The 24,589-nt window shown below is 71.8% G+C and carries 23 protein-coding genes and 1 pseudogene; 18 read left to right on the forward strand and 6 right to left on the reverse strand.

All coding sequences use genetic code 11. From position 1 onward, the window contains the following. Positions 1-34 precede the first annotated feature (34 nt). From FHX33_RS13045 to FHX33_RS13055, 3 genes are read left to right on the forward strand one after another with little or no spacing between them, the layout of a single operon-like run. Positions 35-1,195, forward strand: coding sequence for a sugar ABC transporter substrate-binding protein (locus FHX33_RS13045; protein ID WP_039921740.1), 1,161 nt, complete (start codon positions 35-37; stop codon positions 1,193-1,195). Then, positions 1,192-2,790, forward strand: coding sequence for a sugar ABC transporter ATP-binding protein (locus tag FHX33_RS13050; protein WP_051336932.1), 1,599 nt, complete (start codon positions 1,192-1,194; stop codon positions 2,788-2,790). The genes FHX33_RS13045 and FHX33_RS13050 overlap by 4 nt, the downstream gene beginning before the upstream one ends. A 4-nt stretch (positions 2,791-2,794) precedes the next feature. Then, complete coding sequence (locus tag FHX33_RS13055; RefSeq protein ID WP_021762418.1) at positions 2,795-4,093, forward strand: DUF3500 domain-containing protein; 1,299 nt, start codon at positions 2,795-2,797, stop codon at positions 4,091-4,093. Positions 4,094-4,111: 18 nt separating this feature from the next. On the opposite strand, the gene FHX33_RS13060 is transcribed toward FHX33_RS13055, so the two are convergent. From FHX33_RS13060 to FHX33_RS13070, 3 genes are read right to left on the reverse strand one after another with little or no spacing between them, the layout of a single operon-like run. Beyond that, a complete protein-coding gene (locus tag FHX33_RS13060) occupies positions 4,112-4,780 on the reverse strand; it encodes a GntR family transcriptional regulator (protein ID WP_183428601.1) in 669 nt (222 codons plus the stop codon). Between the two features lie 36 nt (positions 4,781-4,816). Continuing rightward, complete coding sequence (locus FHX33_RS13065) at positions 4,817-5,278, reverse strand: MarR family winged helix-turn-helix transcriptional regulator (RefSeq protein WP_021762420.1); 462 nt, start codon at positions 5,276-5,278, stop codon at positions 4,817-4,819. A 47-nt stretch (positions 5,279-5,325) separates the two neighbouring features. Continuing rightward, positions 5,326-6,459 carry an FAD-dependent oxidoreductase gene (locus tag FHX33_RS13070; RefSeq protein ID WP_021762421.1) on the reverse strand — a complete coding sequence of 378 codons (1,134 nt, stop codon included), beginning with the start codon at positions 6,457-6,459 and terminating at the stop codon, positions 5,326-5,328. A 103-nt stretch (positions 6,460-6,562) separates the two neighbouring features. On the opposite strand from FHX33_RS13070, the gene FHX33_RS13075 reads away from it, so the two are divergent. Continuing rightward, positions 6,563-6,964: a RidA family protein gene (locus FHX33_RS13075; RefSeq protein WP_021762422.1), complete on the forward strand. Its 402-nt coding sequence runs from the start codon at positions 6,563-6,565 to the stop codon at positions 6,962-6,964. A 3-nt stretch (positions 6,965-6,967) separates the two neighbouring features. Here the strand turns inward: FHX33_RS13075 and FHX33_RS13080 are convergent, their stop codons facing one another. Beyond that, positions 6,968-7,891 carry a LysR family transcriptional regulator gene (locus FHX33_RS13080; protein ID WP_021762423.1) on the reverse strand — a complete coding sequence of 308 codons (924 nt, stop codon included), beginning with the start codon at positions 7,889-7,891 and terminating at the stop codon, positions 6,968-6,970. 125 nt (positions 7,892-8,016) lie between these two features. Here FHX33_RS13080 and hpaD point away from each other — a divergent pair, with 125 nt between their 5' ends. From hpaD to FHX33_RS13105, 5 genes and pseudogenes are all read left to right on the forward strand, one after another. Then, positions 8,017-9,012 (forward strand): 3,4-dihydroxyphenylacetate 2,3-dioxygenase, encoded by a 996-nt coding sequence (hpaD, locus tag FHX33_RS13085; RefSeq protein WP_021762424.1) that lies wholly within the window; start codon positions 8,017-8,019, stop codon positions 9,010-9,012. Positions 9,013-9,029: 17 nt separating this feature from the next. Beyond that, a pseudogene (locus FHX33_RS13090) lies at positions 9,030-9,728 on the forward strand (RraA family protein); the annotation flags it as partial. After that, the gene (hpaH, locus tag FHX33_RS13095) at positions 9,715-10,500 is read left to right on the forward strand and encodes a 2-oxo-hept-4-ene-1,7-dioate hydratase (RefSeq protein WP_021762426.1); all 786 of its coding nucleotides are present in this window, start codon (positions 9,715-9,717) and stop codon (positions 10,498-10,500) included. The pseudogene FHX33_RS13090 and the gene hpaH, both read left to right, overlap by 14 nt. Further along, on the forward strand, positions 10,485-11,255 hold the full coding sequence (locus FHX33_RS13100) for an HpcH/HpaI aldolase family protein (RefSeq protein ID WP_021762427.1): 771 nt from the start codon (positions 10,485-10,487) through the stop codon (positions 11,253-11,255). The genes hpaH and FHX33_RS13100 overlap by 16 nt, the downstream gene beginning before the upstream one ends. A 31-nt stretch (positions 11,256-11,286) precedes the next feature. Beyond that, positions 11,287-12,273 carry a diacylglycerol/lipid kinase family protein gene (locus tag FHX33_RS13105; RefSeq protein WP_021762428.1) on the forward strand — a complete coding sequence of 329 codons (987 nt, stop codon included), beginning with the start codon at positions 11,287-11,289 and terminating at the stop codon, positions 12,271-12,273. 13 nt (positions 12,274-12,286) lie between these two features. On the opposite strand, the gene FHX33_RS13110 is transcribed toward FHX33_RS13105, so the two are convergent. After that, a complete protein-coding gene (locus tag FHX33_RS13110; RefSeq protein ID WP_021762429.1) occupies positions 12,287-12,424 on the reverse strand; it encodes a hypothetical protein in 138 nt (45 codons plus the stop codon). 145 nt (positions 12,425-12,569) lie between these two features. Between FHX33_RS13110 and FHX33_RS13115 the strand changes: the two genes are divergently transcribed. The 9 genes from FHX33_RS13115 (at position 12,570) to FHX33_RS13155 (ending at position 23,719) form a co-directional block, all read left to right on the forward strand. Continuing rightward, on the forward strand, positions 12,570-13,136 hold the full coding sequence (locus tag FHX33_RS13115; protein ID WP_021762430.1) for a flavin reductase family protein: 567 nt from the start codon (positions 12,570-12,572) through the stop codon (positions 13,134-13,136). A gap of 162 nt (positions 13,137-13,298) precedes the next feature. Beyond that, positions 13,299-14,939 carry an ABC transporter substrate-binding protein gene (locus tag FHX33_RS13120; protein WP_021762431.1) on the forward strand — a complete coding sequence of 547 codons (1,641 nt, stop codon included), beginning with the start codon at positions 13,299-13,301 and terminating at the stop codon, positions 14,937-14,939. Beyond that, positions 14,936-15,919: an ABC transporter permease gene (locus FHX33_RS13125; protein WP_051336933.1), complete on the forward strand. Its 984-nt coding sequence runs from the start codon at positions 14,936-14,938 to the stop codon at positions 15,917-15,919. Before FHX33_RS13120 ends, FHX33_RS13125 begins: the two co-directional genes overlap by 4 nt. Before the next feature lie 37 nt (positions 15,920-15,956). Next, positions 15,957-16,862 carry an ABC transporter permease gene (locus FHX33_RS21660; protein ID WP_183428602.1) on the forward strand — a complete coding sequence of 302 codons (906 nt, stop codon included), beginning with the start codon at positions 15,957-15,959 and terminating at the stop codon, positions 16,860-16,862. Continuing rightward, the gene (locus FHX33_RS13135; RefSeq protein WP_183428603.1) at positions 16,859-18,475 is read left to right on the forward strand and encodes a dipeptide ABC transporter ATP-binding protein; all 1,617 of its coding nucleotides are present in this window, start codon (positions 16,859-16,861) and stop codon (positions 18,473-18,475) included. The genes FHX33_RS21660 and FHX33_RS13135 overlap by 4 nt, the downstream gene beginning before the upstream one ends. Before the next feature lie 34 nt (positions 18,476-18,509). Further along, positions 18,510-19,871, forward strand: a complete 1,362-nt coding sequence (locus FHX33_RS13140; RefSeq protein WP_021763836.1) for an LLM class flavin-dependent oxidoreductase — start codon at positions 18,510-18,512, stop codon at positions 19,869-19,871. Beyond that, entirely contained in the window at positions 19,868-21,058 is a 1,191-nt protein-coding gene (locus tag FHX33_RS22160) for an acyl-CoA dehydrogenase family protein (protein ID WP_021763835.1), read from the forward strand. The genes FHX33_RS13140 and FHX33_RS22160 overlap by 4 nt, the downstream gene beginning before the upstream one ends. Next, complete coding sequence (locus FHX33_RS13150; RefSeq protein WP_021763834.1) at positions 21,055-22,275, forward strand: acyl-CoA dehydrogenase family protein; 1,221 nt, start codon at positions 21,055-21,057, stop codon at positions 22,273-22,275. Before FHX33_RS22160 ends, FHX33_RS13150 begins: the two co-directional genes overlap by 4 nt. Positions 22,276-22,468: 193 nt before the next feature. Beyond that, positions 22,469-23,719, forward strand: coding sequence for an MFS transporter (locus tag FHX33_RS13155; protein WP_183428604.1), 1,251 nt, complete (start codon positions 22,469-22,471; stop codon positions 23,717-23,719). Here FHX33_RS13155 and FHX33_RS13160 read toward each other — a convergent pair. Further along, on the reverse strand, positions 23,685-24,584 hold the full coding sequence (locus FHX33_RS13160; RefSeq protein ID WP_021763964.1) for a LysR family transcriptional regulator: 900 nt from the start codon (positions 24,582-24,584) through the stop codon (positions 23,685-23,687). The genes FHX33_RS13155 and FHX33_RS13160 overlap by 35 nt on opposite strands. Between the last annotated feature and the right edge of the window lie 5 nt (positions 24,585-24,589).

The following is a 24,589-nucleotide window of genomic DNA, read 5'->3' on the forward strand; positions in this document are numbered from 1 at the left end:
CATTGCCAATGCTGTCAAGAAGGAGCCACAACACATGACCACCACAGCACTCCGGGCGCGCCGGACACTGATGCTCGCCAGCGGCGTCGCCCTCGCGGCGCTCGCCCTCGCCGGCTGCTCGTCGAGCGACGCCGCGGCTCCGACCTCCAGCTCCGGCGGAGGCAGCTCCGAGTTGGCCAAAGCGGTCGCCGCGGCCGAGGCCCTGCCCACGTCGTACCCGATCCCCACCGACCCGATCCCGGGCGTGAGCGCGCTCGCGGGCAAGACGATCTACTACATCCCGATCACCCAGCAGGCCCCGCAGTTCGCCGTCACCGGCGCCGCCCTCAAGAAGGCGCTCGCCACCGTCGACATCTCCGTCCAGACCTGCGACGGCAAGGGCACGCCGACCGACATCGGCGCCTGCATCGGCCAGGCCCAGGGCGCCGGGGCGGCGGGGATCGTCCTCGACGCCGTCCCGTACGAGCTCGCCGCCAACGGCATCGACGCCGCCCGCGCGGCCGGGATCCCCGTGATCGTCTCCGACCAGGGGCCGACCGACGACAAGTACCCGGCGGACGCGACCCTCGCCTACCTGCCCGCCCCTGCTCCGGCGACCGACACCGCGCTCCTGCAGTGGATCGCGCAGGACTCGGGCGGCAAGGCCAACATCCTGATCAACCAGGATGCGGACGGCCCGTGGCCCGCGGCGTACATGAAGACGGCGCTCGCCCAGCTGAAGAAGGACTGCCCCGACTGCAAGACGACGATCAACAAGGTCTCGTCCGCGAACTTCCCGCAGGTGGCGCCGTCGACCTCGGCCGCGCTCCTCGCCGATCCGTCCATCGACTACGTCTTCACCGACTTCGCGCAGTTCCTCCAGCCGACGCAGGGCGGCATCCAGTCCGCCGGTGTCGCGGACACCGTGAAGGTGGTCTCCGGCGCGGCCGTGCTCGGCACCTACCAGGCGGTCAAGTCGGGCCAGCTGGCCGCGGCGGCGGGCCAGGCGGCATCGTTCCAGGGCTGGCAGTCGGCCGACATCATCCTGCGGCTCATCACGAAGACCAAGGTGGGGGAGTACGCGATCCCGACCCGCCTCTTCAGCCCGACCAACATCGGCAGCGTCTCGCTGACCGCGGCGGCCGAGGCGTCCGGCGAGTGGTTCGGACCGACGACGTTCCCCGACGACTTCGCGAAGCTGTGGAGCGCGGAGTGACGGACGAGCACTCGGCACCGGGGTGGGCGGCGACGCCCGCCCCGGCGCTCGCGCCTCGGCTGTCGGTCGAGTCGCTGTCCAAGACCTTCGGCAGCAACCGCGGTCTCTCCGACGTGGCGTTCGACGTCAGGCCGGGAGAGATCCACGCGCTGGTCGGGCAGAACGGCTCCGGCAAGTCGACCGTCGCGAAGATCCTCTCCGGTCTGTACACCCCGGACCCCGGCAGCACCGTCTCGATCGACGGCGAGCCGTTCCCCCTCCCGGTCCAGCCGGCCCGTGCGCTCGAGCGGGGGATGGCCGTCGTGCACCAGAGCCTCGGCCTGGTCGACTCGTTCACGGTGCTCGAGAACCTCCGGGTCGGACGCTTCAACGCTTCGCGGGTGTTCCGGCGCATCGACTGGAAGCACGAGCGGGCCGAGGCGGAGAAGGTCTTCGAGAGCATCGGTAGGACGGTGCCGCTCGACGCACTGGTCGGATCGCTGCGCGAAGAGGACCGCGCGACCGTGGCGATCGCGCGGGCCCTGCAGGATGCGACACCCGGCCGCGGCCTCATCATCTTCGACGAGTCGACGCGCGCGCTCGGGCGACGTTCTCTGGAGCACTTCTTCCACATCCTCCATGACATCGTCGCGACCGGCACCTCGGTCCTGCTCATCACCCACCGCCTCGAAGAGGTCGTCGACGCCGCGGACCGCGTGACCGTCCTCCGCGACGGAGCCACCGTCGTCAGCGGCAAGGACGTGGACGGCATGACGGAGGCGGAGCTGACGTCCCTCATCCTGGGCCGCGGGTTGGAGGTCTTCGGCGCGAAGACGGTGAGCCACGCGACCCCCGGCGCGCCGTCGGTCCGCGTCACGGGTGTCACCGGACTCGGCGTGGAAGACGTCGCCTTCGACGTGCGTCAGGGGGAGATCGTCGGGCTGACGGGCCTCGCGGGCTCGGGCTACGACGACATCCCCTACCTGCTGAGCGGCGTGAGCAGGGCGGAGGCCGGTTCGCTCGCGCTGCCGGAGAAGATCGTCAACCTCTCCGGCCTCACCCCTCCGGCCGCGATCGAGTCCGGGATCGCGCTGGTCCCGGAGGGGAGGGAGCACTCCGGCATCGCGGCGGGCATGTCGATCGAGGAGAACATCGCCTTCCCCCGGACGGCGCGCGCGAAAGCCTCCCTCCTGCCGATCAGGAGCAAGGGCCAGCGCGCGCTCGCCGAGGAGTGGATCGGCCGGCTCGACGTGCGGCCGCCGCGGGCCTCGGCGCACGTCGGCACGCTCTCCGGCGGCAACCAGCAGAAGGTCTTCATCGCGAAATGGCTCGCGACCGATCCGACTCTGCTCCTGCTGCACGAGCCGACGCAGGCGGTGGATGTCGGCGCCCGGCAGACGATCGCGATGGCGGTGCGGGAGGCGGCGGCCGCGGGCCGGTACGTCGTCGTCGCGGGCTCCGACGAGAACGAGCTCGCCCTGATCTGCGACCGGGTGCTGGTCTTCGAGGCCGGCGTGATCGCACGCGAGCTCACCGGTTCCTTCACCCCCGACGACATCGTCGGGGCGATCTACACCAACGGCTCGCGCGCACGCCTGCGGAACGACCGGAGGTGACGCCGTGACCCGGCAGGACGACGACATCGACGGGTTCTTCTCGACGGCCCGCGTCAGCGCCAGGGACGAAGCGGTCGTGCTCGGGACCGAGGACTACCGCGACTTCCTGAAGCGGCACGACGACCCGGAGCTCGCCGCGCTGCGCGGACTGACCTACGAGAAGTTCACGGCGGTGCGGCAGCAGAACGAGTTCCTCGCCGCGCTCCTGCGCGACTGGGACGCGTTGTACGCGGAACCCTTCGTCGGCGTCACCGCGGACGGCGTCGTGCAGGAGGGGCTCTACCGCCTGCAGCGCGGGGGCACTGCCGATGACACCCTGGTCTCCGCGGCCGAGCGCGCGCTGTCCGTGCTCTCCGACGACCAGCGCCGACGCGTCCGCTACCCGGTCGACGCACCGGACTGGCGGGGCTGGAGCAACCCGGAGTTCGTGTTCCATCGCAACGGCCTGCGCTTGGAGGACGTCGCCGACGACCAGGCCGACGCCATCCTCGATCTCGTCGCCGCGTCGCTCAGTGCGGAAGGGTATGCGCGAGTGCGCGAGGCGATGGCGCTCAACGGGCTGCTCGGCGACCTCACCGACCTGCCGAACGTCATGAACGAGCGCAGCTACTGGTTCGCGCTCTTCGGGACCCCTTCCCCGGCCGAGCCGTGGGGCTGGCAGCTCTACGGCCACCACGTCTGCGTGAACTTCGTCACGGTCGGCGGCCGGGACGTCATCGCTCCGGCGTTCATCGGCGGCGAGCCGGCCACGACCGGCGACCGGCCGCCCCTCTTCGACGAGCGGGAGCGTCTCGCCGTGCGGCTGGCGTCGTCGTTGACGCCCGAGCAGCGCGCCGAAGCGGTCGTCTACGAGTCGGTCCTGGATTCCGCCATGCCGGAGGGGCGGCTCCATCCGGCGGACGAACGGCACGTCGGCGGCGCGTTCCGCGACAACCGCGTGGTGCCGTACGAGGGCATCCCGGCCGGACGGCTCTCGGCCGAGCAGGTCGCACTGCTCCGCGCGATCGCGGACGACTCCCTGCTGCTGCTGCGCGAACCGCAGCGCCGGCGGACGCTCGCCGAGTTCGACGCCCACCTCGCCGAGACGCGGTTCTCCTGGTACGGCGCCACGGACGGCTCGCAGCCGGTGTACTTCCGCATCCAGAGCCCGGTCATCCTCGCCGAGTACGACAACCACGCCGGGGTGTGGCTGAACAACCGGCTCCCGGCCCGGTTCCACGTGCACACGACCCTGCGGATGCCGAACGGGAACGACTACGGCACGGCGACCATCGCCTCCTGGGAGGCGGACGGGCGCCCCTGACGGAGGGGCGGCGGCTTCTCAGCCCTGCGCGCGCTGGTCGGAGAGGTCTTCGTCATACTTGGTGATCGCCTCGAGCGTCTTCACGTCGTGATCACGCGCCGCGGCCTCGATGGTGTCGGCGTCGCTGCCGGCCTCGATGAGGTCGAGGATGCCGTCGTGCTCGTCGACCGACTCCATCGCGCGTCCGGGTGCGTACCAATAGGCGGATCGGCGGATGAGGTCCATGCGCACCCACTCGGCCATGACGAGCTCGTTGAGCCTCGGGTCATCGCACTTGGAGCAGACCAGCTCGTGGAACTGCCGGTTCAGGACGCCGAACTGCATCGTGTCCAGGTTGCGCAGCGCCTCGCGCATCCGCACGTTCATCTGCCGCGCGGCGGCGATGTCCTCCGGGGTGAGGTTGGGTGCCGAGAGCGCCGTGGCGAGGCCTTCGAGCCGCGCCAGCAGCCGCATGGTGCGCTGCCACGAATTGGTGTCGAACGTCTTGACCGTCGCGCCGGCGTTCTGCACGATGTCGACCCAGCCTTCGGCTTCCAGCCGTCGCAGCGCCTCGCGCCAGGGGACGGAGCTGATGTCGTGCTCGCGCGCGAGCTGGTCGATGACGAGCCGGTACCCCGCGCCGTAGGTGCCGTCCATGATGCGGGATCGCAGAATGTCGTAGGCCTGCACCGCTCTGCTCGACGCCATCGTCCGCCCTTTCGTCCCGCGCGATACTATCAGAAATCACATGCGATCCGGGGTCGCCGGGCCGCTCCGCACCAGCCGGGTGAGCTCGGCCATGGCTCCGGCCGCCGCTTCGAGCGACGCCCGTTCGGCCGGGGCGAGCTGCGCGATCGCCTCCGCGACGGAGGCGGCCCACCCCGTGGCGATCGCTTCGTGCTCTGCGCGCCCGACATCGGTCGCAACGATCCGGACGGTCCGTCGGTCGGCGGCGTCCGGGACCCGTTCCACCAGCCCCCGCTCGACGAGCGTCCGGATGGCCGCGCTGGCGTTCGGCTGGTGCAGGCCGAGGGTGGCCGACAGCTCGCCGACGGTCGCCCCGGGGGTGTCGATCACCTGTTTGAGCAGGGCGACCTCCACGGTCGGCAGGGGGCCGACGCCCGCGCGGTCGGGCGTGCGCTTGTGGATGGTCCAGGCCAGTTCGCGCAGGATGATCGGCAGTCTCGCGCTCGCAGTCTCGGCCATGGCGTCATTCTCCCAGAGCCCGGCCGCTTCGCGCGGGGTCTCCCGGGTCAGAGCGGTCGCGCCATCGCATCGAGGACGTGCCTCGTCGCGGCGACGTTGTCGAAGCCGGGGAGGCGGCCCATCTCCCATTCCGCGATGCGGAGTGACGTCTCGACGACGAGGCGGCAGCGTTCGAGGCGACGATCGGTGTACTCGGTGAACGCGTCGTCGAGCTCGTCGTGCGTGCTCAGCGTCTCGGCGAGCACGACGCCGTCCTCGATCGCCTGCGCGGCGCCCTGCCCGAGGTGCGGCGTGATCGTGTGCACGGCATCGCCCATCAGGACCACCCGACCGCGGTGCCACGGGGTCGGCACGCCCATGGTCTCCTCCGGGCGGAGCACGATGTCGGCGTCGTCCGTGACGAACTCGTCACGCACGCGCCCGGCGAGACCTCCGAACGGTGCGAGGTAGGCGCGGAGCCGCGAAGCCAATCGGTCCTGGGGGATGCGCTCGGGCACCTCCATGTGCGCGTTGTAGAACATGTAGGCGAGGTCGGGACCGATCGGCACGAAGCCCGCCATGTCGCCCGTCGGGGCGACCTGGAGCACGATCCTGTCGATCTCCGGCAGGCGCGGGATGTTGAGGCGGAAGGCCGACTGGCCGATGTAGGTGGTCTCGATGTCGTCGCCGAGCACGTGACGCCGCACCTTCGAGCGGACGCCGTCCGCGCCCACCACGACGTCGACCTCGAACACGCCGCGTGCGGTGGTCACGGCGACGCGGTCCCCCCGGTCGTCGAGGTCCTCGAACGCGGTCGCGTAATGGACGACGACGCCCACCTCGGCCGCGCGGGCGGTCAGGATGTCGTGGAGCTGCGGACGGGTCACTCCGTTCATCGGGGGGAACCTCGTGCCCTCGATGCGGATGCCCTGGATGTCGTGGAGGTGCACGCCGTCGACGTCCACCATCTCGCCCCACGCTGCGGCGCCGTAGCCGACGGCGACGCAGGCGTCCGCGCAGCCGATCGCATCCAGTGCGCGCAGGGCGTTGCCCGGCTGGATGATGCCGACGCCGTGGATCGAGCTGTGCACGTCGGCCGACTTCTCGATGACCACGACGTCGTGGCCTGCCTGACGCAGCGCGATCGCCGCGGAGAGGCCTCCGATTCCGGCGCCGACGACGAGGATGCTGAGGTGTGGCATGGGTGGTCCCTACTTCGCTGTAGTGGAGCGGACGCGGTCGCGTCATCGCATATGTCAAAATATATATCGATCCATATGGAGTGAGTCAAGTACGATCGCCACCATGTCGCGCCGCACCAGCATCCACATCGCCGGATTCGCCCACGCGAACCCGGTCCCGGTCGCCAGCCGCATCGACCGGCACGTCTACTCGGGCGTGCTCACGGGCCGCGACCCGGAGACGAAGGCGTTCCCGGCCGACCTCGACACCCAGATGGCGAACGTCTTCGACCGCGTGCGCGAGCTGATGACCGCCGCGGGCGGGACGACCGACGACATCATCAAGCTGACCTTCTGGCTGGCGGACTACCGCGACAGGGACGCGCTCAACCGGCAGTGGCTGGCGATGTTCCCCGATCCGGACGACAGCCCCGCCCGCCAGGCGATGTCGGCGCAGCTCGACAACGGCGCCCTGGTGCAGTGCGACCTCGTCGCGATCCTGCCGGAGGCGTATCCCGCTCCGTGAGCGTCAGCCGGTGGCGGCGGCCGACGGCCAGCGCGAGATGCGCTCGAGCAGGCGCCCGACGACCGGGTCGGCGGCAGCGCCCGCCCGGGCGAGGACGAGGGCCCGAAGACTCCCCGGGTTCGGCTCGATCCTCCGCACGACGACGTCGAAGCGGGCCAGGCTGGCGTGATCGGGGTCGGGCAGGATCGCCCATCCGGCGCCGGCTTCGATCAACGGCAGGGACGTCTGGATCGTCTCGACCGTCCTCGTGGCTCCCGGGATCACACCGTGCTTCCGCAGCGCCTCGGTCACCGCTTCCGGAAGGCTCGGCACCGCGGAGGTCCGGCGAGGGAGCAGCAGGGTCGAGCCGTCGAATGCCTTCAGCGGGAGCGGATCGGGCGCGTCCTCCTCGCCAGGGGGCAGCGCCGCGACCAGGGGGACGCTGCCCCAGTCGACCACGTCCACGGCGCCGCGGTACCGGCGGACGAAGCGCCGCGGATCCGCGACCATGATCGCGGCGAGGTCGACCTTCCGCTGCTGGAGCATGTCGATCGCGGTCCACGGGGGAGGGTCGACCAGGCGCACCTCCACCTCGGGGGCGTCCGCGAGATGCGCCTTGAGCAGCTGGGGCAGCCGATGCCACATCAGCGCGGGGACCGCCGCGAAGGTCAGGGACCCGGCGACGCCGGTGCCGAAGCGTCCCAGGGCGGCGACGACCTCGTCGACCTCGCTCAGGATGCGCGAGGACGCGTCGAGCAGGAAGCGCCCGGCGCTGGTGGGTTCGACGCCGCGCGGGCTGCGGACGAGAAGGGGCACGCCGACATCGGCCTCCAGCTTCGCGATCGCGACCGACAGCGGCGGCTGGGACATCCGCAGCTCAGCGGCGGCGGCGGTGAGCGACCCCGCTTCGACCACGGCCGAGAAGTAGCGAAGATGGCGCAGCTCCATGCGGCGAGTGTATCGCGAAGCCCTGGCCATATCCCATCGCTATGGCGCGCAGAGCGAAGGGATAGTTCCCGCGGCGCCGGCCGGCTGGGAACCTGGATCCACGATCCCCACCGAAGGAGTCAGCGATGCTGCCGACCGAGAACCTGGACCCGCCCTTCGCCATCACGCGCGCCAGCCACGTGGCGCTCGCCGTGACGGACCTCGAGAAGAGCCGCGACTTCTATCGCGACACGATCGGCCTCGTCGTCACGACGGAGACCGACGACGCCATCCACCTGCGCGGCCTGGAGGAGGCCTCCCACCACAGCCTGACCCTGGAGCGGGCCGACGAGGCGAAGGCGCTCGTGATCGGCCTCCGGGTGCGCACCGACGCCGACATCATCGCGGCGGAGAATCACTTCAAGGCCGTCGGCGTCGAGTACGAACGCGTCGAGAGGGACCACCAGGGGCCGACCATCCGGTTCCGGGATCCGGTCGGCACGCACATCGAGCTCACCTCGTCGATGGAGGTCGTCCACCGCAAGATGCAGGACTTCGACGAGTTCCGCGCCGGCTTCCCGCAGCGCCTCGACCACTACCAGGTCGTCACCTACGACGTGCAGGCGGCGACCGACTTCTGGACCGGTCTCGGCATGCGGTTGTCCGAGTACACCGCGACGGACGGAACCGACGAGCTCTGGGGGAGCTGGATGGAGGTCAAGGGCAACACCCACGACCTCGTCTTCACGAACGGCCGCGGCCCGCGCCTCCACCACTTCGCGTACACGGTGCCAGACGCGACCTCGCTGCTCAACGCGGCCGACGTCGCCGGCGCGCGCGGATTCGGCGAGGAGATCGATCGCGGGCCCGGCCGCCACGGCATCAGCAACGCCCTCTTCCTCTACCTGCGCGACCCCGATCAGCACCGGATCGAGCTGTTCACGACGCACTACCAGTTCATCGACCTGGAGACCCCGCCGCTGCGGTGGGACGTCAGCAATCCACGACGCGCCCAGCTCTGGGGCATGCCGGCCTCGCGGCGCTGGTTCTTCGAAGCGAGCGAGTTCCCCGGCGAGCCGGTGCGCGAGCCGCTGTTGCAGGCGAACCCTGCGACGCTCGAGGACTACCTGAGCATCCACTGATGGCCGCCGTCGAACCGCTCGGGCCGGAGCTCCGCGCCGCCCTGGAGCAGACGCCGGTGGCCGCACTCTCCGGGCAGTTGCGCGCACGCGGCCTCCATCACATGACGATCGACGGCGTCCGCCGGTTGCGACCGGGCGAGAGGCTCGTGGGCAGTGCCAAGACGCTCCGGTACCTGCCCCTGCGCGAGGACCTCTTCGACGCCCACGGCGGCGGGATGAACGCGCAGAAGGCCGCGTTCGACAGCGTCGAGCCCGGCGAGGTCATCGTGATCGAAGCCCGCGGGGAGGCCGGGTCGGGCACCCTGGGAGACATCCTCGCCCTGCGGGCCCGAGCGCGCGGTGCGGCCGGGATCGTCACCGACGGAGGGGTGCGCGACTGGGACGCGGTCTCCGCCGCCGGCATCCCGGTCTACGCCGCCGGCCCGCATCCCGCCGTGCTCGGCCGCAAGCACGTGCCCTGGGAGGCCGACGTCACCATCGGATGCGGAGGGACCGCGGTCCAGCCCGGCGACGTGATCGTCGGGGACGCCGACGGCGTGATCGTGCTGCCGCGCGGGATCGCCGAGGAGGTCGTGGCGGCCGCGCTCGAGAAAGAGCGCGAGGACGCCTGGATCGCCGCGCGGGTGGGGGAGGGCGCGTCGCTCGACGGTCTCTTCCCGATGAGTCCGGCCTGGCGGGCCCGATTCGAGGCGGAGGCGTCCCGTGCTCCCCGCTGAGACCATCGCGCGGATCGCCGACGAGCTGGCGGAGGCGGAGCGCGAGCGCGTCGTCGTTCCGCTGCTGACGGCACGCCACCCCGGGATGACCGTGGACGACGCGTACGCCGTGCAGAACGAGTGGCGGCGACGCGGTGTCGCGGCCGGGCGGCGTCCGGTCGGCCACAAGATCGGGCTGACCAGCAAGGTGATGCAGACCGCGACGGGCATCACCGAACCCGACTTCGGCGTCCTCTTCGACGACGTCGTGTTCGAGAGCGGAGCCGCCATCGAGCACGCGCGCTTCTCGAACGTCCGCATCGAGGTGGAGCTCGCGTTCGTCCTGGGCCTGCCGCTCGAGGGCCCGCACACCACGATCTTCGACGTCCTCCGGGCGACCGAGTACGTCGTCCCCGCCCTGGAGGTCCTGTCGAGCCGCATCGAGCTGCCCGGCCGCACGATCGTCGACACCATCAGCGACAACGCCGCGTTGGGCGCGGTCGTCCTGGGCGGCTCGCCGACGAGACCGGACGCGGTCGACCTGCGCTGGGTCAGTGCACTCCTCTACCGCAACGAGACGATCGAGGAGTCGGGGGTGAGCGCGGCCGTCCTCGGCCACCCCGCGAACGGTGTGGCCTGGCTCGCGGGCAAGCTGGCCGGTCACGGCGACCGCCTCGAGGCCGGCGAGATCGTCCTCTCCGGTTCGTTCACGCGCCCGATGTGGGTGGAGAGAGGGGACACGGTGTTCGCCGACTACGCGGAGCTGGGATCCGTCACATGCCGCTTCAGCTAGCGCCGACCCTCCGCGATCGGCTGCGGGAGGCGTCGCGCCCGCTGGCCGGCCTGTGGGTCTGCAGCGGATCGCCGCTCGTCGCGGAGATCTGCGCCGGGAGCGGGATCGGCTGGCTCCTCATCGACATGGAGCACGCTCCGAACGGCCTGGAGTCCGTGCTCGCGCAGCTCACCGCGGTGGCGCCCTACCCGTGCGTCCCGGTCGTCCGCGTCCCGCAGAACGACCCGGTCACGATCAAGCAGGTGCTCGATCTAGGGGCGCAGAACCTCCTCGTCCCGATGGTCTCGTCCGCCGACGAGGCGCGTGCAGCCGTCGCTGCGGTCCGCTACCCGCCGCGCGGTGTCCGCGGTGTCGGCTCGGCGCTCGCGCGATCCGCGCGCTGGAACCGCGTGCCGGACTATCTCGCACGGGCGGACGAGCACGTGGCGCTGTACGTCCAGATCGAGACCGGGGCGGGCATCGGAGCGGCAGCCGAGATCGCGGCGGTCGACGGCGTCGACGGGGTGCTCGTCGGCCCGAGCGACCTCGCGGCGTCGAAGGGCCTTCTCGGCCGGCAGACGCACCCGGAGGTCGTCGACGCGGTGCTGCGTGTGTTCGCAGCGGTGCGGCAGGCGGGGAAACCGGTCGGCGTCAACGCCTTCGATCCGGTGGTGGCGCGTTCGTACGCCGATGCCGGCGCCTCGTTCATCCTCGTCGGCGCCGACGTCGTCCTGCTGGCGCGAGGGTCGGAGACCGCCGCGGCGGCGTGGGAGTAGACCCGTCCCCGATCCCGCGTAGCCTGGGCGGATGAGCGCTGACATCGAGGGGGCGTCGCGGCAGCGGCGCGCGGCCGTCGTCGTCAACCCCACCAAGGTGCGGATGTCCGCGCTGCAGAGCGCCGTGGCGGCGCAGGAGGCGAAGGGCGGCTGGGCGGCCGCGGAGTGGTTCGAGACCAGCGCCGACGACGATGGCCGGGCGGCCGTCGAGCGTGCGGCAGCCTCCTCCCCCGACCTCATCGTCGTCGCGGGCGGCGACGGCACCCTGCGCGCGGCGGCAGCGGTGCTGGCCGGGTCCGGGATCGCGATCGGGGTCATCCCCTCGGGCACGGGCAACCTCTTCGCCCGCGAGCTCGGCCTCCCGGTGAACAACCTCGGCTCGGCCGTGGCGACCGCGTTCGACGGGGACGACCGCCCGGTGGACCTCGGCTTCGCCCGGCTGGAGCGCGATGGCGGCGAGAGTGAAGAACGCGCGTTCCTCGTCATGGCCGGCATCGGCCTCGACGCCCACATGGCCGCGCACACCAACCAGAAGCTGAAGAAGCGGATCGGCTGGCTCGCCTACTCGGACCCCATCGCGCGGAGCATCCTCGGCAACCGCCGGTTCGACATGACCTACGGCCTGGACGACAAGCCCGACGTCGAGATGCGGGCGCACACGGTCATCGTCGGCAACTCGGGCAGTCTGACGGCCGGGATGCTGCTCATCCCGGACGCCGTCATCGACGACGGCCTGCTCGACGCGGTCGTCATGCGGCCGAAGGGCGGGGGAGGCTGGACCAACATCGGCTACCGCCTCGCCTTCAACCGCGTGCTGCACCGCACCCGGTTCGGCCGGTTCATCGGCCGGCTGACGCCCAAGCCGCGCGCCATCCTCTACGCGCAGGCGAAGACCCTCCGCGTGCGGTTCCGCGAGCCGCAGGAGATCCAGCTCGACGGCGACCCCAACGGCTCGGTCATCGCCGTGCACCTGCGGGTGGAGCACAGCGCGCTGACCATCCGCGTGCCGCAGGGCTGAGCGGCCGCCCGGTTCAGCCGGGCTCCTCCTCCGACTCCAAGGTCTCGTCCGCGTCGACGCCCGAGTCGTCCGTCTCCGTCGCCTCCATCGCGGCCTCCGCCTGGGCCTCCGCTTCTGCGGCAGCGGCCTCGCGGCGCTTCTCTCTGCTCATGCCGTCGTTCCCCTCTCGAGTCGTGCGTGTGCAGACAGTTTCTCGCGGATCCGTAAGAGCGCGTAATGAAAAGACGTGCCGGGACGATCGCGCGACGACGATGGGCAGTTCCGGACACCGACCGCGAACGAGGAGACGAGCCGTCATGAGCGATGCGCAGACGATCAGCACCGAGGACCCCGACCAGGGCTCGCGCCGCGCGGGCTTCTCGGTCGGCCTGAGCCCGGACGAGTTCAAGCGGGCGTTCCGCAACCACGCGGCCGGTGTCGCCGTGATCACAGCGGACGACGGCAACGGGCCGGTCGGCCTCACGGCGACGAGCGTCTTCTCGGTGAGCGCCGAGCCCGCCCTCCTGGTCTTCTCCGTGTCGGCGCAGTCGTCGAGTGCGCCGACGCTGTTGCGGGCCGAGCACGTGGTCGTGCACCTGCTGGCGGAGGGCCAGCGCGACCTGGCGCAGCTGTGCGCGACGAGCGGCATCGACCGGTTCGCCGACACGAGCATCTGGACGCGCCTGATCACCGGCGAGCCCTACTTCCCGGCCGCCCACTCGTGGATCCGCGGCCGGGTGGTCGACACGATGAGCGCCGGCACGTCGACGATCGTGGCGGTCCAGGCTCTGCAGGCGCAGGTCCCGGAGGGGGAGGCGGCGCCGCTGGTCTACCACAACCGCACCTGGCACAGCCTCGGGGATGCCTCGCGCATCGAGCTCTGACCGCGCGCACCTTACAAGATCACGCCCGTCATCCCATATCGCCGCTTCATCGACGGACACAAGTTGAAACGTTCGTAATGCGATGACGTCGCGGCGCGGGATCCCTTGCAGGATCGGTGCCTGCACCCCCGAGACCCCCGCACTGCTACAGGAAGGCAGACCTTGCGCATCACGAAGACCCTGATCGCGGCGATCGCGCTCGTCGGAGGCACGGCCCTCCTCAGCGGCTGCGCCGCAGGCGGCGACGCGGCGGACAGCACCGCGGCCACCGCCAAGACCGGCGGCACGCTCGTCTACGCGACCGGCGACGACGAGCCGCCGTGCCTCGACTCCGCGAACCGCGGCAACGTGCCCCAGGCGCTCCTCGCCTCCCAGTACCTCGAGACGCTCTTCTACCAGGACAAGGACGGCACGATCGAGCCCTGGCTCGCGAAGAGCTGGAAGGTCGCGGCCGACGGGCTCAGCGTCGACGTGACCGTGCGCGACGGCGTGACGTTCTCCGACGGCACCCCGCTCACCTCGGAGGCCGTGAAGGCCAACATCGAGCGCGTGGTCGACGGCTCCACCCAGTCGACGACCGGCCGGCTGGCGCTCTACGCGGTGAAGGGCGTCGACATCGTCGACGCCACCACGGCGCGGATCAACCTGAGCACCCCCGACAGCGCCCTGCTCGAATCCCTGTCGCAGATCTGGCTGCCCATCGAGTCGCCGACGGCGATCAAGCGCTCCCTCGAGGAGAACTGCGTCAGCCCGGTGGGCACCGGCCCGTTCGTCGTCCAGAGCTGGACGAAGCAGGACAACGTCACGCTGGTCAAGAACCCGCACTACACGACGCCCCCGCCCGGCGCCGCTCACACCGGAGCCGCCTACCTCGACAAGATCGTCTGGAAGTTCGTGCCCGACGCGTCCGCCCGGTTCGCGGCACTGCAGAGCGGCGACGCCGACGTGATCGACACGCTGCAGCCCGAGAACGCCGTCGCCGCGAAGGGCGACCCCGCGCTGGCCGTCCTGATCGGCTCCCGCCCCGGCGCCCCCGTGCAGCTCACGCTGAACACCACGCGCGCGCCGTTCGACGACGCGAGCGTGCGCAAGGCCTTCTTCGAGTCCCTGGATGTCGACAGCGCGCTGAAGAGCGTCTACCTCGGCACCGTCGACCGGTCGACGTCGCTCCTCAGCACCTCCACGCGGTACGGCGTCTCCGACGTCTCGGTGAAGTACGACCCGAAGGATGCGGGCAAGCTGCTCGACGCCGCCGGCTGGAGCGCGCGCGACAGCGACGGCTACCGGGTCAAGGACGGCAAGCGCCTCACCGTCGTGATCCCGACCACCGTCTTCGTTCCGCTGTCGCAGGCCGTGTACGAGCAGTTCCAGGCCACCGCGAAGAAGGTCGGCTTCGACGTGCAGCTGAACCCGCAGGACTCGGCCGGCTGGTGGAGCCAGAACTACGCCTGGAACTACGACGCCATCCCGATCTACTACACGAAGAACTCGGCCGACGTGCTGCGCATCATCTACTGGTCGAAGAACGCCACCTCCACCACGGTGAACGGCTACCACTCGAACAACGCGGGCGACCTCGGACCCGAGATCGACGGGTACCTCACGCAGGCGGAGGCGACCACCGACGACGCCCAGCGCGCCGCCCTCTACAAGAAGGCGCAGGACGCGATCGCCGCCCTGAACGTCACGCTGCCGATCTACGACCAGCAGACGCGCCTCGGCTACCGGGCCGACGTGAAGGGCATCCGTTTCCTCCCGTCGCTCACGCTGCCGTCGTTCTACGACGCCTGGCTCGACAAGTGACAGCCGTCGCCGCCCCGGCCGGTGCACCCGCCGCGCGACGCTTCGGCGCCGCGCGGTGGGTGGCCGGCCGTGCCATCGGCGCGGTCTTCGTGCTGTGGGCGGTGGCGACGGTCACGTTCTTCGGGATCCGGCTGATCCCGGGGGACCCGGCGGAGGCGGTCCTCGGCGGTCCGGGTTCGCGCGCGACCGCGCAGGCCCTCGCCCAGGTGCGGGCGGAGTATGGCTTCGACCGTCCGCTGTGGCAGCAGTACCTCTCCGAGATCGGCCGGCTCGCGACGGGCGACCTCGGCACCTCCTACGCCCTGCGCACCAAGGTCACGACCCTCATCGGCGAGCAGCTGGGCAACACGCTCATCCTCGCGGCGGTGTCGCTCATCGTCGCGTGGCTGCTGGCGATCGGGCTCGCGCTCTGGGCGACGCGCGGTGGCCGCATCGCCGCCGGCGTCGCGACCGTGCTCGAAGTGACGGCCGCGGCCGTGCCGCACTTCTGGCTCGGCACGATGCTGATCATCGTCTTCAGCGCGACCCTCGGCTGGCTGCCCGCCACCAGCGTGCCCGGGCCGGCGGGACTCGTGCTCCCGGTCATCACGCTGGCGCTTCCGCTCGCCGGGTTCCTCGGCCAGTCCATGCGCGAGTCCATGCTGGCGGCGCTCGAAGCCCCGTTCGTCACGTCCGCCCGGGCGCGCGGCGAGAGCGAGACCGGCGTCCGCCTCCGGCACGCGCTGCGGCACTCGGCGCTGCCCGGCATCGCGCTCTCGGGATGGGCGTTCGGCTCCCTGATCAGCGGCGCCGTCGTCGTCGAGACGGTGTTCTCGCGCCCCGGACTCGGCCGCTCCCTGCTCAGCGCGGTGCTCGTCCGCGACATCCCGCTGGTGATGGGGATCGTGCTGGTCGTCGCGCTCGTCTACATCATCGTCACCCTCGTCGGCGACCTCGCGGAGCGGATCGCCGACCCGCGTCTGCGCCAGGTGCAGCGGTGACCGCCCGCACGCACCTCCGGCCCCCTCGGGAGAACCCATGACCATCGACCTCGACGCCGACCGCCCGGCGGTCGCGCCCGCGCCCGACGCCGGCAGCGTCCCGGCTCCCGCCGCTCCGCGCCGGGCCCGTCGGCTGCGCCTGCCGCGCGCCGGAGAGACGATCGCCGGACTGATCCTGCTCGTGCTCCTGCTGGCCGTGTTCGTGCCCCAGCTCTTCACGCACGCCGATCCGCTGGCGATCGCCCCCGCCGACGCCTTCCAGGCTCCCTCCGCCGCCCACCTGTTCGGTACGGACGAGTCGGGCCGCGACGTCTACACCCGCGTGATCTACGGCGCCCGCCCGTCGCTGCTCATCGGCTTCTCGGCCACGGCGATCGGGATGGTGCTGGCCGTGGTGCTGGGCGGCCTCGCCGCGCTGGGCGGCCGCGCCGCCGACTTCACCGTGAACCGCTTCCTCGAGGTGATGTTCGCCTTCCCCGGTCTGCTGCTCGCCCTGGTGTTCATCGCGATCTTCGGAGCCGGAGTGGTCACCTCGACGATCGCGGTCGGCCTGGCGACGGCCCCCGGCTACGCGCGCATCCTGCGCACGCAGATCCTGTCGGTGCGCCGGTCGGGCTACGTCGAGGCGTCGCGGGTGCTGGGACGGTCGCCGGCGACCATCCTGCGCCGCACCATTCTCCCGAACGTGCTGACCTCGGTGTTCGTGCTCGCGACGCTCGGCATCGGGCAGGCGATCGTGTGGGCGTCCTCGCTCAGCTTCCTCGGCCTCGGGTCGGTGCCGCCGGCCGCCGAATGGGGCGCCATGCTCGCCGCGGGGCGGACCTACATCGGGAACGCCTGGTGGCTGACCGTCTTCCCCGGCATCGCGATCGTGCTGAGCGCCGCCTCGGCGACGGTGCTCGGGCACGCCCTGCAGAAGCGCGTCAGAGAGGCACGACCGTGACCGAACCCATTTTGGACGTCCGCGGGCTGACCGTCGGGTTCCGCGCCGACCGCGCCGTCACCCCGGTCGTGCGCGGCGTCGACCTGCGCATCGAACCCGGCCGGTGCCTCGCCCTCGTGGGCGAGTCCGGGTCGGGCAAGTCGGTCACCGCCCGCAGCATCGTGGGGCTGAACGGTCCCGCGGCGCGCACCGAGGCCGACCGCCTCTCGGTGGGCGACCGCGACATCCTGCGCCTCAGCGACCGCGGCCTGCGCCGGGTGCGCGGCAAGGAGGTCGGCTACGTGCTGCAGGATGCGCTGGTCTCCCTCGACCCGCTGCGCCCCGTCGGGCGCGAGATCGACGACGCTCTGCGCCTGCACACCCGCCTCTCCCCGGCGAAGCGGCGCGAGCGCGTGCTCGAGCTGCTGGCCTCCGCCGGCGTCCCGGAGCCCGCGCAGCGTTCCCGGCAGCGCTCCGGCGAGCTGTCCGGCGGCCTCCGGCAGCGTGCCCTGATCGCCTCGGCGATCGCGCTGCAGCCGCCCCTGCTCATCGCCGACGAACCGACGACGGCGCTCGACGCGACCGTGCAGGAGCAGATCCTCGCACTGCTGGAGGAGCTCAAGGAGCGCGGCACCGCCATCCTCCTGATCAGTCACGACCTCGCGGTGGTGGGCCGGGTCGCCGACGACATCTCCGTGATGAACGGCGGCGAGATCGTCGAGCACGGTCCGGCGGAGCAGGTGCTCTTCGACGCCCGCGACGCCTACACGCGGCGCCTGATCGCCGCCGTGCCGGCGGATCGCCCGCGCGGCACCCGGCTCAGCGAGACGGCGCCTCCTCCGCGCGAGGCGGCCCCGGCGCCGGCCGCGCCCGCCGAGGTCGTGCTGCAGGCGCGCGACCTGGTGAAGCACTACCGCAACCCGGACGGCACGGCGCGGCTCGTGCTCGACCGGGTCTCCTTCGACCTGCACCGGGGCCGCACCCTCGGGCTCGTGGGGGAGTCGGGCTCCGGCAAGACCACCGCGGCGCGCGTCGCGCTCGGGATCACCGAGCCGGAGTCGGGCGCCGTGACGCTGTTCGGCGCACCGTGGACGGCCGCCTCCGAACGCGACCGCCGGCGCGAGCGGCACCGCATCGGCGCCGTCTACCAGGACCCGCTCGGCTCTTTCGACCCGCGCCTGTCGGTGGAGGACATCCTCGCCGAGGCGCTCGGGTCCCGGCCCGGTCCGGCGACCGCGGACATCGCCCGGCTGCTCGACGAGGTGGGGCTGCCCTCGACCGTGCTGCGCCGCCGCCCGCTGCACCTCTCGGGAGGCCAGCGCCAGCGGGTCGCCATCGCGCGCGCCCTGGCGCCGCGCCCCGAGATCATCGTCTGCGACGAGCCCGTCTCGGCGCTCGACGTCTCGGTGCAGGCCCAGGTACTCGATCTGCTGGACGACCTCCAGCGCGAGCTCGGCCTCAGCTACCTCTTCATCTCGCACGACCTCGGCGTGATCCAGCACGTCAGCGACGAGGTGGCCGTCATGTCCGCCGGCCGCATCGTCGAGACGGGATCCGCCGAGCAGATCTTCCGGTCGCCCGCCGACCCGTACACGCGGGCGCTGCTCGAGGCAGCCCCGCGCCTCGTCCGCTGACGGCCCCCGCGCACCGCACCCCCGAAAGGAATCCATGTCCGCCCTCCACTTCAACGCCTTCGTGATGAACACCGCGTCGCACATCAACCACGGCCAGTGGCGCCACCCCGACTCCCGGCAGACCGACTTCGAAGACGTCGACGTCTGGATCGACCTGGCCAAGCGGCTCGAGGACGGCCTGTTCGACGCCATGTTCTTCGCCGACGTGGTCGGCGTGTACGGCCCGGCGGACGGCGACTACACGCCGAACGCGCGGCAGGGCCTCCAGATCCCGAGCAACGACCCCGCCGTGCTGCTGTCGGCGCTCGCCGTCAACACCCGCGACCTCGGCTTCGCGTTCACGAGCAGCGTGCTGCAGGAGCACCCCTTCGCGTTCGCCCGCAAGGTCTCGACGCTCGACCACATCAGCCGGGGACGCATCGCCTGGAACATCGTGACGAGCGCGCAGGAGAGCGCGGCGCGCAACTTCGGTCTCCCGGGCCTCGTCGAGCACGACGAGCGCTACCGCTGGGCCGAGGAGTACGTGGACGTGACGTACAAGCTGTGGGAGGGGTCGTGGGACGAGGGCGCCCTCGTCAAGGACCGCGAGGGCGGCGTCTACGCCGACGCCTCCAAGATCCACCGGATCAACCACGTGGGCGAGCGCTACCGCGTGGAGGGTCCGCACCTCCCGTCGCCGTCGCCGCAGCGCACCCCTCTGCTGTATCAGGCGGGCGCCTCCGGTGCCGGCCGCGCCTTTGCCGCCCGCAACGCCGAGGCCGTTTTCCTGGCCGCGCCCACTCCGGCGATCGCCGCCGAGACGATCGTCGAGACCCGCCGTCTCGCGGTCGAGGCGGGCCGCCGCCCGGAGGACATCAAGTTCTTCCAGGGCATCAGCTTCGTCATCGGCTCGACGGAGGAGGAGGCGCGCCGCGCCGAGGCCGAGCTGGACGAGTACGCCAGCCTCGAGGGCTACCTCACCCACATGAACTTCGGCACCCGGCCCGACGGCACGCCCTACCCGCCGGAGACGCAGCTCAAGGACATCCACACCAACGCCAGCCAGTCCATCCTCGAGTGGCTGCGCCGCTCGGTGCCCGACCGCGAGGCCACCGTCGCCGACCTCGGCAAGGTGCTCCTGAGCCGGGGCCGCCTGGTCGGCACGCCCGAGACCATCGCGGACAAGCTGGAGGAGTGGCAGCGCGCCGGGGTGGACGGCATCAACGTCGTCAACTGGCGCATCCCCGGCTCCTACATCGAGTTCATCGACCACGTCCTGCCCGAACTGCAGCGACGCGGGCTCGCGCAGACGGAGTACACGCCCGGCACGCTGCGCCGCAAGCTCTTCGGCCGCGACCACCTCGACGAGCGGCACCCGGCCTCCCGTTACCGCGGCGCCTTCGGTGGTGAGGCGTGAACGCGGTGCCGTACGAGCAGCTCGCGGCGCGCTTCCGCCCGCTCTTCGCCGAGATCGCTGCGGGGGCGCCCGACCGGGAGCGGGATCGCACGCTCGCCCACGACGCGGTCCGTGCGCTCGCCGCGGCCGGGTTCGGGGCGGTCCGTCTGCCGGTCGAGGAGGGCGGTGCGGGGGCGTCGGTGTCGCAGCTCATCCATCTGCTGATCGAGCTCGGCGCAGCCGATTCGAACCTCCCGCAGGCGCTGCGCGCCCACTTCGGGATGGTGGAGGAGCGTCTCATCGATCCCGACGGCCCGGCCCGCGCGAAGTGGTTGCGGCGCGTCGCCGACGGGGCGATCCTCGGCAACGCCGTGACCGAGATCGGCGGCGGCAAGGTCGGCGCCACCGGCACCCGCCTCGACACCGCGGGCGACGAGTGGACCATCACGGGCACGAAGTTCTACAGCACCGGCAGCCTCTACGCCGACTGGCTCGCGATCGGCGTCTCGGACGAGCGCGACGAGCGGGCGTTCGCCGTGGTGTCCGCGACGCATCCCGGCCTGCAGCTCGTCGACGACTGGAACGGCTTCGGCCAGCGCCTCACCGCCTCCGGCACGACCCACCTCGATGCGGTCGCCGTCGAGCGGGACGACGTCTTCTGGTACGCAGACCGCATCCCGCACTACATGATCGCGTTCTACCAGCAGGTGCTGCTCGCCTCGCTCGCGGGCATCGGGCGTGCGATCGTCGCGGACGCCGTCGGCTACGTGCAGCATCGCACGCGCGTCTTCAGCCACGCGCAGGCCGACCTGCCCCGGGAGGACCCGCTCGTGCAGCAGGTCGTCGGTCGCCTGGCCGCGGCCTCCTTCGCCGCCGACGCCGTCGTCCTCGCCGCCGCCGATGCGCTGGAGGCGGTCGCCACCGCGCGCGCCGCCGGCGAGCCCGTCGAAGACCTGATCGATGCCGCCGAGCTCGCCACGTCGAAGGCGCACAGCACCGTGGTCGACACCGTGCTCGGCGCCGCGACGACGCTCTTCGAGGTGGGAGGCGCCTCCGCCGTCGACCGCGACCGCACGCTCGACCGGCACTGGCGCAACGCCCGCACCATCTCGGTGCACAACCCCGGCATCTACAAGCAGCGCACGGTCGGCGACCACCTGCTCAACGGCACCGCGCCGACGCACGCCTGGGTGGTGGGCACCCGATGAGCCGCTTCGACCTCCTGCCCGATCCGTCGGACATCGGCGGCGACCACGACCGGTACGCGGAGTGGATCGCCGTGGCGCGCGAGGTCGCCGGCCTCCTCGCCGTCGACGCGCTCGAACGCGACCGCGGCAACCGCCTCCCGACCGCCGAGATCGAGCTGCTGCGCGAGCGTGGACTGCTCACCATCGGCATCCCGGTGGAGTTCGGCGGGGCGGGCGTGCCGTGGACGATCACGGCCCAGATCGTCCGGCTGATCGCCCGCGCCGACTCCTCGATCGCCCACCTCCTCGGCTACCACTACGTCTGGCTGCGGTTCATCCAGTCGTTCGACACCGACCAGTCGCGCCGCGCGCTCGTGGACAGCGCCGCCGGCCGCTGGCTCTGGGCGAGCCCCGGCAACAACCGCGCGTCCGGCTATCCGCCGATCGTTCCGGACGGCGACGGGTTCGTCATCACCGGCGACAGCGGATTCGCCTCCGGCGGGCCCGTCGCCGACCGCCTCTTCGCGATCGCCCTGCGCGACGGCGACCGGATGACCGTCGTCGAACTCGACCCGGCGGACGCCGGCATCACCTTCAGCGGCGACTGGGACGTGCTCGGTCAGCGCCTCTCGGCCAGCCAGTCGATCACCCTCGCCGACGTGCGCGTCGACGAGTCGCGCATCCTGCGCCGCTTCGGGCCGATCCGCGAGCAGGAGGCGCGGCAGTCGGTGCAGGTGCTGCACTTCCAGCTCACCTTCGGCATCCTCCACCTCGCCATCGCCGAGGGAGCGCTGGAGGCCGCCACGGCCTACACGCGCGAGCACACCCGCCCGGCGTTGCACTCGACGGTGGAACGCGGCCGCGACGAGCCGTACATCCTCGCCGGCTACGGCACCCTCGTCGCGAAGGTCCAGGCCGTGTCCGCGCTGGTCGAGCGCGCGATCCACGCGCTCGACTGGCTCTACGCCCTCGGCGACGAGGTCACGGCCGAGCAGCGGGCGGCCGTCGCGGAGATCATCGCGAGCGCCAAGATCGTGTCGACCGACACGGCCCTGGAGGTGACGAGCGCGATCTTCGAGTACACCGGCGCCCGCTCGACCGCCGCCGCGTTCGGGCTGGACCGTTTCTGGCGCAACGTCCGCACGATCTCGCTGCACGATCCCGTCGCCTACAAGCGCGACGAGGTGGGCCGGTACGTGCTCAACGGAGAGGCTCCGACACCGTCGGGCGTGCGCTGACGCGCTGATAGGCGGAACCTATCAATGCGGGCGCGGATGCTGCTTGATCCGCTTTCCGCCGCCGACCTAGCGTTGTCGTATCCCGGGTCGCTGCCTGTCATCGGCGTCGGCGACCCGGGATCGATAGCCTCCATCGATCAATGACCCTCGACTTCTTATTGAGGGCGGAAGAATCGAAACCTAGCGTGGACGGGTGACCGTCCTCTCCCCTTCCCGCCGTCGCGTCCGTCCGCCGAGCGTCCTCTCCCTCATGGGCCTCCGCTACATCGCGCTCGCCCTGATCGCCCGGCTGCCGTTCGCCATGATGGTGGTCGGCGCGCTCACGATGATGGTCGAGCTCGGCCGGTCGGTCGCCGAGGCCGGCATCGTCTCGGCCGTGGCGGGGATCGGCACCGCGCTGGGCGCGCCCCTCCTCGGGCGCTCGATCGAGCGGTTCGGCCAGCGCCCCGTGCTGCTCGTGATCGGGCCGGTCTTCGGCCTCCTGCTCGTCGGTTTGACGGCGCTGGTCTGGTTCGGCGCCGCCACCGGGGTGCTCGTCGGTGTCGCGGCGCTCGCCGGCGTCGTCAGCCCGCAGGTCGCACCGCTCTCGCGCTCGCGGGTCGCGGCGGCGGTGCTCGACACCGAGTCGGGTCCGCGGCTCGATGCGGCGATGGGCTACGAGTCGATGGCCGACGAGGGCGCGTTCGTCGTCGGGCCGGTGCTCGTCGGCGCCCTCTCCCTGGCCCTGGGCCCGTGCGCGCCGCTGCTGGTCGCCGCCGGGCTGACCTTCACCGCGGTCGTCGCCTTCGCCCTCCATCCGACGGCCGTCGGGCTGGCCGGGGCGACCAGCGGAGCGGGCGGGCGCCGTCACCGCCTCTGGTCCGGGAGGTTCGTCATCCTGGTGGCGGGCATGTCGTGCGTGGGCGCGATCTTCGGCGCCACCCTCACCGCGCTCACGCGGGAGCTGGAGGTCGCCGGCATCCCCGGCTGGACCGGGCTCGTCTACGGTCTGATGAGCGTCGGGTCGATCCTCTCGGCGGCCTCGCTCGCCCACATCCCGCAGACGCTCCTCCCGCGTCGCGCACGCTGGATCGTCGCCGCGAGCGTCGCCGTCGCGGGGGCGGTCGTCCTCGCACTCGGCGCCGCACTGGTGTGGACGTGCATCGGGCTCTTCCTCCTCGGCTGCGGGATGGGCGCCGCCCTCGTGACCGTGTTCGCCCTGACCGCCGAGGACGTGCCCGCGTCGCGTCGCACGACCGCGTTCGCCGTGCTCAGCAGTGCGCTGATCGTCAGCCAGGCGGTCGTCACGGCCGGAGCGGGTCAGCTGGTCTCGTCGGCCGGCGCCGCGCTCGGCTTCCTCGTCGCCGTGGCCGCCGGCGTCGTGCTCCTGGCGCTGGCGGTCACCCACCGGTTCGTGCCCGCTCGGAGCGTCAGCGAAGAAGCTGCGAGGCCGTCGAACGGATGAGCTCCACCGTCTCGTGCAGGCTCTCGCGCGGGTCGCGGTCCCGGTAGATCATCTCGAGCGGCAGCGCGCCCGGCGGATCCAGCGGCACGGCGACGACCTCCGACGGCAGTGACGGCACCGCCGACCGAGGCACGAGGCTGAACGCGCGTCCCTCCCCGAGCAGGTAGCTCCGCGACCCGACGATGCGGGGAGGCGAGACCAGGATCATCGGGCTCAGCCCCCGGTCGTGGCACAGCGCGAGGAGGGCGTCGTAGTACGCAGGCGCCTGCTCGCGGGACCACAGGAGCAGCGGCAGGTCGCCCAGGTCCGCCGGGTCGATCGAGGCCGAGCCGGCGAGGGGATGCGCTGCCGAGACGACCGCGAGGAACTCCTCCTGCAGCAGCACCTCGGTGGCGAAGCGCGGCGGCGGGGTCAGGAACCGGCCGATGCCGATGTCCGCGGTCTGCCGCAGGACCTCGGCGACGACGGCCCCGCTGTCGGCCGCGATCTCCTCGATGCTCGTGTCGGGCGTCTCCTGCTCCGCGCGCCGGATGACGGCCGGGAGCAGGGTGTTGATCACGCTCGGCGACGCCACGACGCGCACGCGCTGGAGGTGCTCGGTCTGGAAGAGGCGGGCGCGATCGGTGAAGCGGTCGGCGGAGTCGAGCAGTGCGCGCGCCTCCTCGACCAGGGCCTCGCCGGCCGGCGTCAGGCTGGCCGTGCGCGTGGATCGTGTGAACAGTCTCAGGCCGAGCGCGACCTCCAAGCGCTTCAACTCCTGGCTCGCCGTAGCTTGGGCGATGTGCAACCGATCCGCCGCGCGCCCGAAGTGGAGCTCGGTGGCGAGGGCGAGGAAGATCTCGACCTGGCGGAGAGTGACAGCCATAGCGC

The organism is Leifsonia aquatica (genome assembly GCF_014190775.1).
GTDB classification, from domain to species: Bacteria; Actinomycetota; Actinomycetes; order Actinomycetales; family Microbacteriaceae; genus Leifsonia; species Leifsonia aquatica.

Coding starts and splice junctions, on each gene's coding strand:
- FHX33_RS13045 (WP_039921740.1), top strand. CDS start 35: ATGACCACCACAGCACTCCGGGCGCGCCGGACACTGATGCTCGCCAGC.
- FHX33_RS13060 (WP_183428601.1), bottom strand. CDS start 4,780: ATGGCGTCGAGCAGAGCGGTGCAGGCCTACGACATTCTGCGATCCCGC.
- FHX33_RS13065 (WP_021762420.1), bottom strand. CDS start 5,278: ATGGCCGAGACTGCGAGCGCGAGACTGCCGATCATCCTGCGCGAACTG.
- FHX33_RS13070 (WP_021762421.1), bottom strand. CDS start 6,459: ATGCCACACCTCAGCATCCTCGTCGTCGGCGCCGGAATCGGAGGCCTC.
- FHX33_RS13075 (WP_021762422.1), top strand. CDS start 6,563: ATGTCGCGCCGCACCAGCATCCACATCGCCGGATTCGCCCACGCGAAC.
- FHX33_RS13080 (WP_021762423.1), bottom strand. CDS start 7,891: ATGGAGCTGCGCCATCTTCGCTACTTCTCGGCCGTGGTCGAAGCGGGG.
- hpaD (WP_021762424.1), top strand. CDS start 8,017: ATGCTGCCGACCGAGAACCTGGACCCGCCCTTCGCCATCACGCGCGCC.
- FHX33_RS13100 (WP_021762427.1), top strand. CDS start 10,485: ATGCCGCTTCAGCTAGCGCCGACCCTCCGCGATCGGCTGCGGGAGGCG.
- FHX33_RS13105 (WP_021762428.1), top strand. CDS start 11,287: ATGAGCGCTGACATCGAGGGGGCGTCGCGGCAGCGGCGCGCGGCCGTC.
- FHX33_RS13110 (WP_021762429.1), bottom strand. CDS start 12,424: ATGAGCAGAGAGAAGCGCCGCGAGGCCGCTGCCGCAGAAGCGGAGGCC.
- FHX33_RS13115 (WP_021762430.1), top strand. CDS start 12,570: ATGAGCGATGCGCAGACGATCAGCACCGAGGACCCCGACCAGGGCTCG.
- FHX33_RS21660 (WP_183428602.1), top strand. CDS start 15,957: ATGACCATCGACCTCGACGCCGACCGCCCGGCGGTCGCGCCCGCGCCC.
- FHX33_RS13140 (WP_021763836.1), top strand. CDS start 18,510: ATGTCCGCCCTCCACTTCAACGCCTTCGTGATGAACACCGCGTCGCAC.
- FHX33_RS13150 (WP_021763834.1), top strand. CDS start 21,055: ATGAGCCGCTTCGACCTCCTGCCCGATCCGTCGGACATCGGCGGCGAC.
- FHX33_RS13160 (WP_021763964.1), bottom strand. CDS start 24,584: ATGGCTGTCACTCTCCGCCAGGTCGAGATCTTCCTCGCCCTCGCCACC.